At 65.1% G+C, this 14,425-nt stretch carries 15 protein-coding genes; 4 read left to right on the top strand and 11 right to left on the bottom strand.

The annotated features are described in order from the left end of the window. Nucleotides 1–28 precede the first annotated feature (28 nt). Nucleotides 29–1,072 (bottom strand): PhoH family protein, encoded by a 1,044-nt coding sequence (locus AAG591_RS13130; protein WP_342531827.1) that lies wholly within the window; start codon nt 1,070–1,072, stop codon nt 29–31. Nucleotides 1,073–1,308: 236 nt separating this feature from the next. Between AAG591_RS13130 and AAG591_RS13125 the strand changes: the two genes are divergently transcribed. Then, nucleotides 1,309–1,824 (top strand): RcnB family protein, encoded by a 516-nt coding sequence (locus AAG591_RS13125; RefSeq protein ID WP_342531826.1) that lies wholly within the window; start codon nt 1,309–1,311, stop codon nt 1,822–1,824. A gap of 92 nt (nt 1,825–1,916) precedes the next feature. Beyond that, on the top strand, nt 1,917–2,423 hold the full coding sequence (locus AAG591_RS13120) for a hypothetical protein (protein WP_342531825.1): 507 nt from the start codon (nt 1,917–1,919) through the stop codon (nt 2,421–2,423). A gap of 11 nt (nt 2,424–2,434) precedes the next feature. Here the strand turns inward: AAG591_RS13120 and miaB are convergent, their stop codons facing one another. The 10 genes from miaB to AAG591_RS13070 all read right to left on the bottom strand — a co-directional run bounded on the left by miaB (nt 2,435) and on the right by AAG591_RS13070 (nt 9,726). Further along, complete coding sequence (miaB, locus tag AAG591_RS13115) at nt 2,435–3,775, bottom strand: tRNA (N6-isopentenyl adenosine(37)-C2)-methylthiotransferase MiaB (protein ID WP_342531824.1); 1,341 nt, start codon at nt 3,773–3,775, stop codon at nt 2,435–2,437. Between the two features lie 156 nt (nt 3,776–3,931). Continuing rightward, nucleotides 3,932–4,522, bottom strand: coding sequence for a DUF1989 domain-containing protein (locus tag AAG591_RS13110; protein ID WP_342531823.1), 591 nt, complete (start codon nt 4,520–4,522; stop codon nt 3,932–3,934). Then, nucleotides 4,519–5,199: a guanitoxin biosynthesis heme-dependent pre-guanitoxin N-hydroxylase GntA gene (gene gntA, locus AAG591_RS13105; protein ID WP_342531822.1), complete on the bottom strand. Its 681-nt coding sequence runs from the start codon at nt 5,197–5,199 to the stop codon at nt 4,519–4,521. Before gntA ends, AAG591_RS13110 begins: the two co-directional genes overlap by 4 nt. A gap of 76 nt (nt 5,200–5,275) precedes the next feature. Next, the gene (locus tag AAG591_RS13100) at nt 5,276–6,220 is read right to left on the bottom strand and encodes a lysophospholipid acyltransferase family protein (RefSeq protein WP_342531821.1); all 945 of its coding nucleotides are present in this window, start codon (nt 6,218–6,220) and stop codon (nt 5,276–5,278) included. Further along, nucleotides 6,192–6,614: a Fur family transcriptional regulator gene (locus AAG591_RS13095; protein ID WP_342531820.1), complete on the bottom strand. Its 423-nt coding sequence runs from the start codon at nt 6,612–6,614 to the stop codon at nt 6,192–6,194. Before AAG591_RS13095 ends, AAG591_RS13100 begins: the two co-directional genes overlap by 29 nt. A 102-nt stretch (nt 6,615–6,716) precedes the next feature. After that, entirely contained in the window at nt 6,717–7,160 is a 444-nt protein-coding gene (locus AAG591_RS13090; RefSeq protein WP_342531819.1) for a Ros/MucR family transcriptional regulator, read from the bottom strand. Between the two features lie 133 nt (nt 7,161–7,293). Next, the gene (locus AAG591_RS13085; protein ID WP_342531818.1) at nt 7,294–7,761 is read right to left on the bottom strand and encodes a GNAT family N-acetyltransferase; all 468 of its coding nucleotides are present in this window, start codon (nt 7,759–7,761) and stop codon (nt 7,294–7,296) included. Further along, on the bottom strand, nt 7,758–8,402 hold the full coding sequence (tsaB, locus tag AAG591_RS13080) for a tRNA (adenosine(37)-N6)-threonylcarbamoyltransferase complex dimerization subunit type 1 TsaB (protein WP_342532288.1): 645 nt from the start codon (nt 8,400–8,402) through the stop codon (nt 7,758–7,760). The genes AAG591_RS13085 and tsaB overlap by 4 nt, the downstream gene beginning before the upstream one ends. 83 nt (nt 8,403–8,485) lie before the next feature. Then, the gene (locus AAG591_RS13075) at nt 8,486–9,094 is read right to left on the bottom strand and encodes a malonic semialdehyde reductase (RefSeq protein WP_342531816.1); all 609 of its coding nucleotides are present in this window, start codon (nt 9,092–9,094) and stop codon (nt 8,486–8,488) included. 50 nt (nt 9,095–9,144) lie between these two features. Beyond that, complete coding sequence (locus AAG591_RS13070) at nt 9,145–9,726, bottom strand: NifU family protein (RefSeq protein ID WP_342531814.1); 582 nt, start codon at nt 9,724–9,726, stop codon at nt 9,145–9,147. A gap of 158 nt (nt 9,727–9,884) precedes the next feature. On the opposite strand from AAG591_RS13070, the gene AAG591_RS13065 reads away from it, so the two are divergent. Next, nucleotides 9,885–12,878: a M16 family metallopeptidase gene (locus tag AAG591_RS13065; RefSeq protein WP_342531813.1), complete on the top strand. Its 2,994-nt coding sequence runs from the start codon at nt 9,885–9,887 to the stop codon at nt 12,876–12,878. A 142-nt stretch (nt 12,879–13,020) separates the two neighbouring features. Then, a complete protein-coding gene (locus AAG591_RS13060; protein WP_342531812.1) occupies nt 13,021–14,406 on the top strand; it encodes a class II 3-deoxy-7-phosphoheptulonate synthase in 1,386 nt (461 codons plus the stop codon). Nucleotides 14,407–14,425: the final 19 nt, after the last annotated feature.

The raw sequence follows: 14,425 nt of genomic DNA, 5'->3' as shown, positions 1-14,425 counted from the left end.
CCTTCGCGGGGGTGACGAGGGAGAATTCTCACTCCCCCGTCCCCTCGTACGCATCGACGATCCGGCCCACGATCGGGTGGCGCACCACGTCGGCGCTGGTGAAGCGGATCGTGCCGAAGCCTTCGATGCCCTCCAGCTTCTCGACCGCGTCGGCGAGCCCGCTCATGCGGTCGCCGCCAGGGATGTCGACCTGCCGCGGGTCACCCGCGATCACCATGCGGGCGTTCTGGCCGAAGCGGGTGAGGAACATCTTCATCTGCTCGCGCGTGGTGTTCTGCGCTTCGTCGAGGATCACGAACGCGTCGGCCAGAGTGCGCCCGCGCATGAAGGCGATGGGCGCGATCTCGATCACGCCGCTGGCGATGTGCCGCTCCACCTGTTCGGGCGGCATGCAGTCGTACAGCGCGTCGTAGAGCGGGCGCAGGAAGGGATCGACCTTCTCTTTCATGTCGCCGGGCAGGAAGCCGATTTTCTCGCCCGCTTCCACTGCGGGACGGCTCAGGATCAGGCGCTGGACGCTGCCGCTGATGAGCTGCGCGACCGCCTGCGCGACCGCAAGGTAGGTCTTGCCCGTACCTGCCGGGCCGAGCGCGAAGATGATGTCGTCGCGGCTCAGGGACCGCATGTAATGCGCCTGCACCGCGCTGCGCGGAACGATCGTCTTGCGCCGGGTGCGGATCATGATCGGCGGGCCGTCGTCCTCGCCCGCGCGGCGGCCCTTGATGATCCCGTCGAGCGTGGGTTCGTTGGTCATCGCGATGATCGCCTCGATCGCGCCCTCGTCCAGATCCTGACCGAGTGCCAGCTTGTCGTACATTGCCTGAAGAACATCGCGCGCGCGGGCGACCGAATCCTCGGGCCCTTCGATCATCACCTTGTCGCCGCGGGCGGAGATGAACACCGACAGGCGGTTTTCCACCTGCACCAGGTTGGCATCGAACTGGCCGAACAGCGGGACCAGCAGCGACTGGTTCTCGAAATTCATCTCGGCCCGTGCGCGGCGTACCTCGCGCTGGGGGTGCGGTGGCGGGGAAAGCCGGGGCTCTCCGGCGCGGGATGGTCTGCGGCCCATGCGTCTCCTTGGCGAAAGGGTGTTGCGATTCGTGAATGTAAGCCGCCTTCGGGGGGAGGCAAGCGCGGCGCCATCGGCACGGTGGAAAGTCATCGGGCTGTCACTCGCGGGCATCCCGATACACACCGCGACAATTTTACGGCCAAGATGAACACGCCTGCCGGGCGGCTGTTCATATTCGCTGGACTATTTCTGAATACGTGCTCGATCGGGGCATGTTTTGTGGAGTAACCGAAATGCGTAATGCCGTGATTTTGGCGGTTGCCGCAGGGCTTGTCCTGCCCACCGCCGCCTATGCCAAGCCCGCCAACGAAACCCGCCAGCAGGCGCGGATCGAGGCCAGAGTGGATGCCCGGCAAGATCGCCGCGACGACCGCCGTGAAGCCCGTCAGGATCGTCGCGAGGACCGGCGTGATTATCGTCAGGACCGGCGCGAGGATCGCCGCGACTACCGTCAGGCCCAGCGGCAGAATTACCGTGACTGGCGCGCCTACCGTCAGGCCGATCGCAACGCGTTCCGTCGCGGTGCCTACGTCGCCCCGCGTGGCCTCCGCTATCGCCCGGTGCGGGTCGGTGCGCGGCTGAATTCGAACCTGTTCTGGGGCTCGCGCTACTGGATCAACGCGCGCGACTACTACCTGCCGCAGCCGCGCTACGGCTACCAGCGCTACATCCGCTACGGCAATGACGTGCTGCTGATCGACACCCGCAACGGGCGCGTCATCGCCGTCTATGATCGCTTCTTCTGGTGATCGAGCACGGGCGCCCGGTCTTCGGTCGGGCGCCCCACTTCTTGCGGCGGCCCCCCCTGTAAAAGGGGCCTGCCAATACCTAGATTATGGGCATGCGGAACTTTGCCCTCCTGCTGATTGCCCCGCTGTCCGTTGCGGCTGTGATGCTCCCGAGCGCGTTGGTCGCGGCTAACGAGGACAATGCCGGCCCCGAAAAGCTGGCAGCGATGAACAAGATCGAGGCGCAGTACGGCGCGCTCGCCGCTGCGCCGGAACGGTTTGCGGAGGTCGATCTCGACGGTGATGGATCGCCCGAAATCCTCGGCTATATCCGCTCTCCGGAAACCTGCGGCAGCGGCGGATGCACGCTGATGGTGTTCGACATGAAGGGTGGCGAACTCGTGTCGATCGGGCGCATCCCGGCATCACGCCTTCCAGTGAGTATCTATCCGGAAAGCCATGGCGGCTTTCGCGATCTCGGCGTGACGACCGCATGCGGCGGCTATGGCTCCGCGATCAGGCGGGTGCCCTTTATCGGGAGCAGCTACGCGCCGAGCGCGTGGGACGATGCGACCACCAAGGAACGGCGCCACGGGACCATCGTGCTTCGAGACCAGTAAGGCGCGGCTTCTCAGGCCGATGCGTGCGCGCGAACCGGTGCACCGCGCAATGAGTTCGGCCCGGCGTCGGCCAGAGTAACCTGCACGAGGTCGCCGATTTTGACGCCCTCATCCTCGAAGAACACCGATTGCAGCCATGGCGACTTGCCCAGCCACTGGCCGGGCAGCTTGCCCTTGCGCTCGACCAGCACTTCGCAGGTCCTGCCCACGCTCGCGGTGTTGAAAGCGTGCTGGTCGCGGTTGAGGCGATCCTGTAGCCGGGCGAGCCGGTCTTTCATCACGTCCGCTGCGACCTGCCCGTCCATGCCCGCTGCGGGCGTGCCGGGGCGGGGCGAGTACTTGAAGCTGAACGCCTGCGCGTAGGCGACTTCGTCGACCACCTTCAGCGTATCTTCGAACTCGGCCTCGGTCTCGCCGGGGAAGCCGACGATGAAATCGCCGCTCAGCGCGAGGTCGGGCCGCGCGGCGCGGAAGCGTTCGAGCAGCTTGAGGTAGCTTTCGACCGTGTGGCTGCGGTTCATCGCCTTCAGGACACGGTTATTGCCCGCCTGCACCGGCAGGTGGAGGAAGGGCATCAGCTTGTCGATCTCACCATGCGCGGCGATGATCTCTTCATCCATGTCGGCCGGGTGGCTGGTGGTGTAGCGGATGCGCGCGAGGCCATCCACTTTCGCCAGCTCGCGGACCAGCCCGGCGAGGCCGGTGCGGTGACCCTTCGTATCCTCGCCGCTCCACGCAGAAACGTTCTGCCCTAGCAGCGTGATCTCGCGCGCGCCGCCTTCGACCAGCCGCTGCGCTTCGGCGACGAGCTCGGCAAAGGGACGGCTGATTTCCGCGCCGCGCGTATAGGGCACCACGCAATAGGTGCAGAACTTGTCGCACCCTTCCTGAATGGTGAGGAACGCCGCCGGGGGCGCGGTGCGGCGCTGCGGGAGCCCGGCGAACTTGGCCTCCGCCGCAAGGTCCATCTCGGTCGTGCGCTGGCCGGAGACCGCGCGTTCGAGCATCGCGGGCAGGTTCTGGTACGCCTGCGGGCCGACCACCATGGAGACGGCGGGCGCGCGGGCCATGATTTCTTCCCCCTCGGCCTGCGCAACGCAGCCCGCGACCGCGATCAGCGGCGAAGAGCCATCCTCGCGCCGCAACCGGCCGATGTCGGAATAGACCTTTTCGGTCGCCTTCTCGCGGATATGGCAGGTGTTGAGCACCACCAGATCCGCCTCCTCGCCCTCGGGCGCGGGCGTGATGCCCTGCGCCGCTAACAGCTCGCCCATCCGCTCGCCATCATAGACGTTCATCTGGCAGCCGAAGCTCTTGACCCGGTAGGTCTTGGGTTTTGCGGTCGGTTTCATGGGAAGGGCGCGTTTATCGCACGGCTTGCAGCCAGGCAACTCCCCTCCCTCGAGGAGGGGGTGGGGTACGGCGCTTGCCATTATGGTCGAACAATCCCACCCGGCCTCCCCCTCAAAGGAGGAGGGGATTGCCAAACGTCTCCAGTTCCTGGAGCCTTACGCCTCGATCCGGTAGTGGATCGGCCTGAAGCTTCCGCCGTTCGAGGCATAGGCCGAACACGCGGTGAGCCCGATGACGAGGTCCATATGCGCGCGGAAGCGCACGGCGTCGCCCGGCTGGCTGGTCGGCGGGTCGACTGAGAGGGAGCCCGAGCCGCCGTCCACCGGCACGTTCATGAAGACGTTGAACGCGGTGGGGATCGCATCGCGTTCGACCCCGTAGGGCGCCAGCGCTTCGGCCAGATTGCCCATGCACCCGCGATGGACCGGCTTGTCGGGGTAGAAGTGGCGGAAGGTGTCCTCGCTGCACGGGGTCAGCAGGTAGTCGTGCTGACCCAGCGTATCCTCCTCGATCGTCAGCATCACGTTCGACCGGTTCGACCACAGGCGGTTGCCTTTGGTCAGCCGGATTGTCTCCTCGTAGTCGAAGGTGCGCCCGTTGGACATGACCTCGCGCACATCGTCGCGCACGAAGGCGATCATGTCCGACACCTGCGACCCCTGCGGGTCGATCACGGTGAACGCCTGACCCTTCTTCACAACGAAGGCCGCGCCGCTGCGAGGCGGAATTTCGATCGTCTGGCTCATGTGCGCCCCCTGAACGGGCACGCCCAGTCCGCTTCGACCGCGCGCCCGCTATATTGTCGTGCCTCGCTGCTCTCGCCATGCCGGGCGAGCATCGGATTGATGTCGCCTGCGAGCGAGACGTCGCGGTCGAGAATACGCTGCCGCATCCGCTCGTACACACCGCTGTCGCGCAGCCACTCGAACTGCTTGTGCAGGTTGAACACCAGCGACGGCTTCGGGAAGCGGCGCGCCGGGCGCGAGGCGTTCGGATGCAGGCCGACGACGAAGAACGCCTGCCCGCCGAAGCTGAGCGAGAAATCGGGCTCGGCCGGGTTGCTGCTGACGGTGGGATCGGGCTTTTGCGAGAGCCACTCGTCCTTGTCCGACAGCGATTGAATGCGCTCCCACATCGCATGCTCGAACTGCACTTCGTCCAGATCGCACGGCCCGTCGAAAATCACCACCAGACTGCGCAACTGGTCGGGCGGAGCATCGCGCTTGGCCCAGTGCATCAGCGCTTCGTGGATTTTGAGGTCGTTCCACGCGCTGGTGAGGTCGCGCGCGAGGACGAACTCCATGTTCCCCGTCGCCAGCGCCGACTTGGCACCCACGCAAGGGAAATCGCGGCCCCTGATGACGTCTTCGAATTGCTCGACCCGTTCGTCTGCAACGGGGTCGGTAAGGCATGTTCTCTCCATGCAGGCAGCAATCTGCGCCAAGCAGACTGGAGTCCGAATTTAACCTTGGCTAGGATTGCGCAGCACCGCGCTGCGGTCAGCTCTGCGGGCCCTCGGGAATTTCCGGAACCGGCGGCAATTTCGCCTTGCTGTAGCGGATCGGAGCGACGTCGTGGTCGAAGGGGCGCAACCCGTGGCCCATTTCGCGCACCAGCGTTTCTTCGATCCGCGCCCGCGCCTCTGCCGCGATTGCCTTGCGCCCGCGGAACTCGGCGGGGCTGAAGGGTTCGAGGAAGTGCACACCGAGCGGGAAGGTGCCCTTGCGGCCCATAACGCGCTTGTAGTTGTTGAGCCCGTCTTCCTCGCCGATCCAGCCGATCCACTCGGCGACCTTGCCGTAATCGAGCACCACCGGCTGCACCAGCACGCCCGGCGGCGGCGGTTCGAGCACGCTGAGCATCGAGGATTTGAAGGGCAGCAGCGAGTGTCCGTCGGTCGTGGTGCCTTCGGGGAAGACGGTGACCGACCAGTTATCCATCAGCGCCTCGCGCAGCGCGTTGATCTGCGCGGCAACCCCCAGGCGATCCTCGCGCTGGACGAAAACCGTGCGGTTGAGGTTGGCGAGCCAGCCGACCAGCGGAGAGCTGGCCAGCTCCTTCTTCGCGACGAAAGCCGTGCCGCTGGCCCCGGCAAGCGTCAGGATATCGACCCAGCTGACATGGTTTGAGATGAAGAACACGTCGCGCCGCAGGGGCACGCCATGCCGTTTCACCCGCGCGCCCACGACCCAGGCGGCATAGGCGAGATACCACTTGGGGAAGGGCGATCCGTAGGAAATCGCCCGATAGATATAGTGCAGCGGCACGGTGACCAGCAGGCCCAAGCCAAGCGCGAGCGTGCGCGTCCACAGCCGCACCCATTCGACAAACGAGAGGGTGGTCTTTTCGCCGCGCGCCGCGGCCTGCCGCCGGGCCCATTCGGGCCCCTGATCCGGGCCCTGATCGGGGGAAGGATCAGTTGTCGCGTTCGAGGCGGACGCCATACAATTCCATCCGGTGATCGACGAGGCGATAGCCGAGCTTTTCGGCGATCTGCTTTTGCAGCGCTTCCAGCTCGGGGTCGACGAATTCGACCACCTTGCCGCTTTCGACGTCGATCAGGTGGTCGTGGTGCGCTTCGGGCGCAGGCTCGTAACGCGAGCGGCCATCGCCGAAATCGTGCCGGTCGAGCACGCCCGCCTCTTCGAACAGGCGGACCGTGCGATAGACCGTCGCGATCGAGATGCCCGAATCGATTTTCGATGCACGTTCGTGCAGCTGCTCGACATCGGGATGGTCGTCGCTGTCCGACAATACGCGCGCGATGACCTTGCGCTGTTCGGTGATGCGCAGGCCCTTGTCGGCGCAGAGTTGTTCGAGATCGATTTTATGGGGCACGTGCAACGTCCTTGAGCTGTCGTGCCGGGCATAGGCGGGGTGTGCCGCCCACTCAAGCCTCGCCGGTCGGCCCTTCATTCGGACCGACCGGCGGGATGATGCCTATTCGGCGGTCTTCTTGCGGCGGCCACGCTTCTGGCCGGGGGCGCGGCCGAGGCCGATCTTCTTCGCCAGTTCGCGGCGCTTTTCCGCGTAGTTGGGCGCAACCATCGGGTAATCGCTCGGCAGGTTCCAGCGCTCGCGATATTCCTCGGGGCTCATGTCGTAATTGGTGCGCAGGTAGCGCTTGAGCATTTTCAGCTTCTTGCCGTCTTCGAGGCAGACCAGATAGTCGGGCTTCACCGAGGCGCGGACCGACACGGCCGGTTCGGGGCGTTCTTCTTCCTGCGGCGCACCGGCGGAGAGATTCGCGAGAGCCGAATAGACGTTATTGATCAGCCCGGGGATTTCGTCGAGTTCGGCGCTATTGTTCGCGACGTAGGCTTCTACGATGTTCGACGTGAACGCGATAAGCGTCTGCGTCATTTCGATATCTTGGTCTTCCATCAAGTTCCTCTAGGGTTTTACATATGCTGTGCCTGGGGGGATCGGACGGCATACGCAAAATTCCCTGTCGCATTCACTTTGCGAATGCAACGGCAAAAACCATCTTTACTATACTTTGACCCGGCGAGGAGTGCTATTGCGTGGACAGTTCGAGCCCGAATGTAATCGCATCCATCCGCGCGCCATCGCCAAGCGAATAATAGTTCTTGCGCCGCCCTATCGGAACGAAGCCCTGTGCTTCGTAGAGCGTGCGGGCAGGATTGTTCTCCCGCATTTCGAGGAAAAGCCGTTCCGCGCCGCGCAGCCGCGCATCCGCCGCCAGGCTTGCGATCAGCCTCGCGCCCAGCCCCTTGCGGCGGACCGGCGGGTTGACCGCAATGAGCAGGATTTCCTCTTCGCCCGGCGCTGCGCGCACGATCGCGAAGCCTTCCGCCTCCGCCGGGTCGTGCATATCCTCTCCATCGGCTGCAATCAGCGTGGCGTGGGTGTTCGACAGCATCAGCGCAGAGGATACCTGATTGCGGGTCCACGCCTCGCCCCATTGCGGATCGAACGCGCTGTCCATGATCCGCATGATCGCGTCGAGTTCGGCATCGGTCATCGTGCCGCCCCCGCGAGTGCGGACGGCGTCGCGTCGGGGCCGCGGCCATAGATCGGTCCCAGGTCGTGCGTGAGCAGCGTCTTCGGCAACAGCGGGGTTGCGCGCGCGTCGGGCAGGATGTCGGACGCCCGGTGCCTAGCGTGGGGCGCATCGCCGACCAGTTCAGCAGCCCGGTCGCCCGCCACGGTTGCATGGAAATCGCGCGCTGCGGCCGCTGCGGGTGCGAGCGAGGCGACCTGAGCCTGCGGCAGCCCTGCGGCATCGAAATCCTGCACGAACCACTCGCCGTGGCCGCCGTTCATACACACCGTCACCGGACCTTGCGCATCGTCCGCGCGCGCCATGGCCGCGACCAGCGCCAGCGTCGGATAGCCGAGCACTTCAGCCTGCCAGGCAAAGCCGAGCGCGCGGGCAGTCGCGATCCCGATCCGCACGCCGGTAAAGCTGCCGGGGCCGAGCGAGACGAGGATCGTGTCGGCGCGGCCTTTTTCGGGCAGGTCGGCGATCATCGGGACCAGCCGTTCGGCGTGACCGCGCCCGAGGACCTCGTGCACGCCCGAAAGCAGCCGCTCGCGCTCGAACAGCGCGACCGAACAGGCCGCAGTTGCGCAGTCGATCGCGAGTGTTCGGTGAGATGTTATCGGTTGCCCCCTTCAGCGCGTTCACAAACCGCATCCGCGTTTCCACGTTGCAGTGCGAAAGCGCAAGAAGGGTGCAACGGGTTTTAGGCGATCCGGTTGAATTTATTGAAATCGGGGCGCGGGCTGCGGTCGAAAATCGTTTCCTTGTCGCCATAGCCGATCGAGCAGATCCAGTCGGCGCGATACTGCGGCTGGTCGGCGAAGAAATCTTCGGTCACCTTGTTCAGATCGACACCCGACATCGGCCCACAATCGAGCCCCAGCGCGCGCGCGGCAAGCATCAGGTAGGCACCCTGCAAAGCCGAGTTGCGCTTGGCATGCTCGATACGTCCTTCGACGTCGCCTTCGAACCAGCTCTTCGCATCGGTGTGCGGGAAAAGCCACGGCAGTTGTTCGTGGAAATCGATGTCGTAGCCGATGATGACACACACCGGCGCGGTCTTGATCTTCTTCTTGTTGGCCTCGCTCGCATGCTCGGCAAGCTTGTCCTTCGCGTCCTGCGATTTGCACCACACGAAGCGGGCCGACTGCTGGTTGGCCGAGGTCGGCCCCATCTTCAGCAGGTCGTAGATGCGCCGGATCTGGTCTTCGCTCACATCCTTGTCGAGCCAGCCGTTATAGCTGCGCGCTTCGAGGAAGAGTTGCTCCAGCGCTTCGTGCGACAGGGTGTTATCGTGAAACTGCTTGGTCATGGGGCTCGCCTTATTGCGGGTGATTATGCCTGGGGAAGGTCGGCTGAAGATCAGCTTGCGCGAACCTCAACGACCTCGGGCACGTAATGTTTCAGCAGGCCCTCGATCCCGTGCTTGAGCGTGGCAGTCGACGACGGGCATCCATCGCACGCGCCCTGCATCGCCAGGTAGACGATGCCTTCCTTGTACCCGCGATAGGCGATGTCGCCGCCATCGCCCGCGACGGCCGGACGGATGCGGGTTTCCAGCAGTTCCTTGATCTGGTCGACGATGTCTTCGTCCGCCGGGTCCGCCTCGACCACCAGCGTATCTTCCTCGGTCGGGACGGCGATGCCCGCCGCGCTGCCGCCGTGGAACAGCGGTGCTTCGGAAACGAAATGGTCGAGTAGCACGGCAACCACCTGAGGCTTCAGGTCGGTCCATTGCGCGCCTTCGCCTTTGGTGACGGAGATGAAATCGTGGCCGAAGAAGACGCCGGTCACCTCGCCGGTGTCGAACAGGGCCTGCGCCAGCGGGCTGGCCTCGGCGTCCTCCGGACTGGCGAAATCGCGGGTGCCCTGCGGCATGACCTGCCGCTGGGGCAGGAACTTGAGCGTGGCGGGGTTCGGTGTGGTTTCGGTTTCGATATACATTGCACGTGGCATGTAAGGGCGCGGCGGGAACGTCACAAGCGGTCGCTCGTCCTTGCCATGATCGGCCAGCAAATGGTCCGGCCTTTTTCTTCCCCAGTCGCCAGCTAACGGCCTTGTTCACTGGGCCTTCACTTCTCCGCCCTCTATAGGCTCGATTCATGCACCCAGCTTCCCGCGCGCCGCGTTTCCTTGCCCTTTTGCTGCCGTTCTTCCTCGGGGCTTGCGCGATCTTCGGGCCGGACAGGGCCGCCACCCTCCCGCCCGAACCCCAGCACGAAGCGTCGCAGCCGGTTGCGAATCCTGCGCCCGAACAGCAGCATTCGGCCTCCGTGCCCGCCAATCCGGGCCCGCCGGCCTCGATCCAGCCGACCAGCGAGACGCCGTGGCTGTACGAGGGCAGCAATATCCCGGTGGATCGCCAATGGCGTTTCGGCGTGCTCGACAACGGGCTGCGCTACGCCACCCGAGAGAACGGTGTGCCGCCCGACCAGGTGTCGATCCGCATCCGGATCGATGCAGGATCGCTTTTCGAGAAGGATTCGGAGCGGGGCTACGCCCACCTGCTCGAACACCTCCTGTTTCGCCAGTCGCGCTATCTCGGCGTGGGCGAGACCATTCCGACCTGGCAGCGTCTCGGTGCGACCTTCGGCAACGACACGAACGCAGTGACCAGCGCGACGCAGACCGTGTTCCAGCTGGACCTGCCCGAAGCCGACCCGGCAAAGCTCGACGAAGCGTTCAAGCTGCTTTCGGGCATGATCGAAGCGCCGGTCATCAACGAGGTCAACGTGCGCACCGAAGTGCCGATCGTGCTGGCCGAGAAGCGCGAACGCGGCGGGCCGAACGAACGCGTCGCGAACGAGAGCAGGGATCTGTTCTTCCACGACCAGATGCTCGCCAAGCGCCCCCCCATCGGGACCGAGGAAACGCTCGAGGCGGCGACGGCAGAGGATGTCGAGGCCTTTTACAAGCGCTGGTATCGACCGCAGGAAACCGTCATCGCGGTGGCGGGCGACGCCGATCCCTACGTTCTGGCCCGATTGATCGAGAAATATTTCGGCGACTGGAGCGTCGAGGGCGAAGTCTCGCCAGAGCCGGACTTCGGCGATCCGACCCCGCCGGCAGGCGTCGCGGCCGACAACCCGGTGGGCGAAACCGCCGTGATGGTCGAACCCGATCTGCCGCGATCGCTCACCTATTCGGTGATGCGCAAGTGGGAACCGGTGCAGGATACGATCACCTATAACGAAGGCCTGCTGATGGATGCGCTCGCGCAATCGCTGATCAACCGGCGGCTCGAAGCGCGCGCGCGCAGTGGTGGCGATTACCTCTATGCGCAGGTGCAGCAGGAAGACGTCAGCCGCAGCACCGACGCGACCTTCGTCAGCTTCGCCCCGCTGACCGAGGACTGGCAGGCGGCGCTGGCCGATGTGCGCGCAGTGATCGCTGATGCCACCACCAACCCGCCGACCGAGGAAGAGCTGCAACGCGAGATTTCCGAATACGATGTCGCCTTCGTCGCCGGAGTGGAGGAAGCCGCGGTCGAGGCGGGCTCCAAACTGGCAGATACTCTCATCAATGCGGTCGATATTCGCGAAACCGTCGCCTCACCGCAAACGGTGCTCGACATATTTCGCGGGATGCGTGATCGCGTCACGCCCGAGGCTATTATGGAGCGCACCAAGGCGCTGTTCGCGGGCGACGTGATCCGCGGCTTTTACGTCACCCCGCAGCAGGGCGAGGCGACTGCAGGGGAGCTGCGCGCGGCCTTGCAGGCCCCGGTCGAGGCGGATGGGTCCGCGCGGATCGCGGCGAAGACGATCGATTTCGCCGAGCTGCCCAAGATCGGCACGCCGGGCACGGTCGTCGCCGACGGACCGCTGGGCATCCTCGGGATCGAGCGGGTCGAGCTTTCCAACGGTGCCACCGCGTTGCTGTGGCCCAACGACGCCGAACCCGGTCGGGTCGCGGTCAACGTGCATTTCGGTGCCGGCCTGCGCGCATTCGACACCAAGGATGCGCCCTACATCACGCTAGGTGAATCGGCGCTCATCAGCTCGGGTTTCGCGGGTCTCGATCAGGAAGACATCGACCGGCTCGCCACCGGGCGCAAGCTGGGCTTCGACTTCGGCGTCGACCTTGCGACCTTCACCTTCTCGGCCGAAACCCGCCAGGCGGACCTGGCAGACCAGCTCTATCTGTTCGCGGCCAAGCTGGCCTATCCCGAATGGGATGCGCGCCCGCTGGCCCGCGCAAAGGCGGGCGAGCGATTGTCCTACGACAACTACGCCACCAGCCCGGCAGGCCTGCTCAACCGCGATCTCGAAAGCCTGATCCGCAATGGCGATCCGCGCTTCGGGACCCCGACGCCCGAAATGGTCGAAAAGACCAGTGCAGAGGGTTTTCGCAAGGTGTGGGAGCCGCTGCTGAAAGAGGGCGAGATCGAAGTGATGATCTTCGGGGACTTCGATCGCGACGCGGCTATTGAATCGCTGGAAAAGACCATCGGCGCGCTCCCGCCGCGCACGTCGGTCGACCCGGCCACCTTCGGACCGCGGCCCGCCGCGCCCGAAGCGGGTGGTCGCGAAGTGGAGTACCACCGAGGCGACGCCAACCAGGCTGCAGTTGTGCTCGCCTGGCCGGTGGGCAGCGGCCCGGCGGAAATTTCGGAGAGCCGCCAGCTCGAAATCCTCAGCCAGATCTTCATGAACCGCCTGTTCGACGAGATGCGCGAACGCGCCGGGGCCAGCTACGCGCCGCAGACCCGCGTCGACTGGCCGGTCGACGATGTCGGCGGCGGCACCTTCATCGCCCTCGCGCAGCTTCGCCCGGGCGATGTGACCGCATTCTACGACGCATCGGAGAAGATCGTCGCCGATCTGGCAACGAACGGTCCGACCGAGGACGAACTCGCCCGCGTCACCGAACCGCTGCGCCAGACGATCCTGCGCGCGTCCACCGGCAACGGGTTCTGGATGTGGCAGCTGCGCGGGACCAGCCGCGATCCGACGCTGCTGAAATCCATGTCCTCGCTGGTGGAAGACTACTCGGTCGCCACGCCCGAGCGCATCAAGCAGCTGGCGGCGAAGTACCTCGCCAGTCGCAAGCCGCTCGAAATCGCGATCGTGCCCGAAGGAACGCAGCTTCCCTGAGATACCCCGGTGGCGGGTGGGCGATCGTTCGCCCCCGCCGGGCATGGGACACACTTCGCAAACAAATCTGCTTGCGTGTGCCGTGGCGAGTCGCCACTCTTTTTGCATTAGCGAACACAATTAGCGGAAAAGAGCGAGACCGATGGCCTCCACATGGAGCCCCGATAGCTGGACGAAGTTCGAGGCGAAGCACCTGCCCGCCTACGAGGATGCCGATGCGCTGGCCAAGGCCGAGGCGGAACTGGGCGCATGCCCGCCGCTGGTCTTCGCAGGCGAATCCGATGCGCTGAAAAGCGAACTCGCGCGCGTGGAGGCGGGCAAGGCATTCCTGTTGCAGGGCGGCGATTGCGCGGAAAGCTTCGCCGAATTCGCGCCCGATACGATCCGCGATACCTTCCGCGTGATCCTGCAGATGGCGGTCGTGCTGACCTACGCCGGATCGCTGCCGGTGGTGAAGGTGGGCCGCATGGCGGGCCAGTTCGCCAAGCCGCGTTCCAGCGATACCGAGACCCAAAAGGATTCGGAGGGGCGCGACCTGACGCTGCCGAGCTATTTCGGCGACAACGTCAACGGGATCGAGTTCACCCCCGAATCGCGCCGCAACGATCCGCAGCGCATGGTGCGCGCCTATTTCCAGGCGTCCTCCACGCTCAACCTGCTGCGCGCCTACGCGGGTGGCGGCTATGCCAACCTGCGGCAGGTGCACGACTGGACGCTCGATTTCATGGGCCGCAGCCCGTGGTCGGAGAAGTTCCTGTCGATGGCCGACCGGATCACCGAAGCGCTCGACTTCATGGCCGCCTGCGGCATCGATCCGTCCGAACTGCCGCAATTGCAGGGCACCAATTTCTACACCAGCCACGAGGCGCTGCTGCTCCCCTACGAGCAGGCGCTGACCCGGCGCGACCCAACGAGCGGCGACTGGTACGATACCAGCGCGCACATGATCTGGATCGGCGACCGGACCCGCTTCGAAGGCAGCGCGCATATCGAATTCGCGCGCGGCATCCGTAACCCGATCGGCGTGAAGTGCGGGCCGAGCCTCGATCCTGAAGTGCTGCTGGGGCTGCTCGATACGCTCAACCCCAATCGCGAGAGCGGGCGGATCGTGCTCATCACCCGCTACGGCCACGATATCGTCGAAAAGCACCTGCCTGCGCTCATCCGCGCGGTGCGGCGCGAAGGGCATCCGGTCGTGTGGTCGAGCGACCCGATGCACGGCAACGTGGTCAAGTCCGAAAGCGGCTACAAGACGCGCCCCTTCGACCGGATCAAGGGCGAACTGGCGAGCGTGTTCGCAGTGCACCGTGCAGAGGGCAGCCATCTGGGCGGCGTGCATCTGGAGATGACCGGCCAGAACGTGACCGAATGCGTCGGCGGCGCGGTGGCGATCACCGATGCCGAGCTTTCGAGCCGCTATCACACGCATTGCGACCCGCGCCTCAACGCGGCGCAGGCGCTCGAACTGGCCTTCGCGATTGCCGAGATGCTCCAGCCGCAGGTCGATCGCGCGGCTGCGGCGGCGTGAGTCTTCAGGTTCGCTCACG

Origin of the sequence: Citromicrobium bathyomarinum (assembly GCF_038594485.1) — a bacterium.
Classification (GTDB): Bacteria; Pseudomonadota; Alphaproteobacteria; order Sphingomonadales; family Sphingomonadaceae; genus Alteriqipengyuania; species Alteriqipengyuania bathyomarina_A.
Note: the sequence above shows the minus strand (reverse complement) of the source record. Positions and strands in the feature narration are given on the sequence as shown.

What these genes read in the sequence shown, in the direction of transcription:
- AAG591_RS13085 (WP_342531818.1), bottom strand. Translation starts at nt 7,761, where the DNA reads ATGACCGATGCCGAACTCGACGCGATCATGCGGATCATGGACAGCGCG.
- AAG591_RS13075 (WP_342531816.1), bottom strand. Translation starts at nt 9,094, where the DNA reads ATGACCAAGCAGTTTCACGATAACACCCTGTCGCACGAAGCGCTGGAG.
- AAG591_RS13120 (WP_342531825.1), top strand. Translation starts at nt 1,917, where the DNA reads ATGCGGAACTTTGCCCTCCTGCTGATTGCCCCGCTGTCCGTTGCGGCT.
- AAG591_RS13110 (WP_342531823.1), bottom strand. Translation starts at nt 4,522, where the DNA reads ATGAGCCAGACGATCGAAATTCCGCCTCGCAGCGGCGCGGCCTTCGTT.
- AAG591_RS13060 (WP_342531812.1), top strand. Translation starts at nt 13,021, where the DNA reads ATGGCCTCCACATGGAGCCCCGATAGCTGGACGAAGTTCGAGGCGAAG.
- AAG591_RS13090 (WP_342531819.1), bottom strand. Translation starts at nt 7,160, where the DNA reads ATGGAAGACCAAGATATCGAAATGACGCAGACGCTTATCGCGTTCACG.
- AAG591_RS13065 (WP_342531813.1), top strand. Translation starts at nt 9,885, where the DNA reads ATGCACCCAGCTTCCCGCGCGCCGCGTTTCCTTGCCCTTTTGCTGCCG.
- AAG591_RS13100 (WP_342531821.1), bottom strand. Translation starts at nt 6,220, where the DNA reads ATGGCGTCCGCCTCGAACGCGACAACTGATCCTTCCCCCGATCAGGGC.
- miaB (WP_342531824.1), bottom strand. Translation starts at nt 3,775, where the DNA reads ATGAAACCGACCGCAAAACCCAAGACCTACCGGGTCAAGAGCTTCGGC.
- AAG591_RS13125 (WP_342531826.1), top strand. Translation starts at nt 1,309, where the DNA reads ATGCGTAATGCCGTGATTTTGGCGGTTGCCGCAGGGCTTGTCCTGCCC.
- AAG591_RS13130 (WP_342531827.1), bottom strand. Translation starts at nt 1,072, where the DNA reads ATGGGCCGCAGACCATCCCGCGCCGGAGAGCCCCGGCTTTCCCCGCCA.
- gntA (WP_342531822.1), bottom strand. Translation starts at nt 5,199, where the DNA reads ATGGAGAGAACATGCCTTACCGACCCCGTTGCAGACGAACGGGTCGAG.
- AAG591_RS13070 (WP_342531814.1), bottom strand. Translation starts at nt 9,726, where the DNA reads ATGTATATCGAAACCGAAACCACACCGAACCCCGCCACGCTCAAGTTC.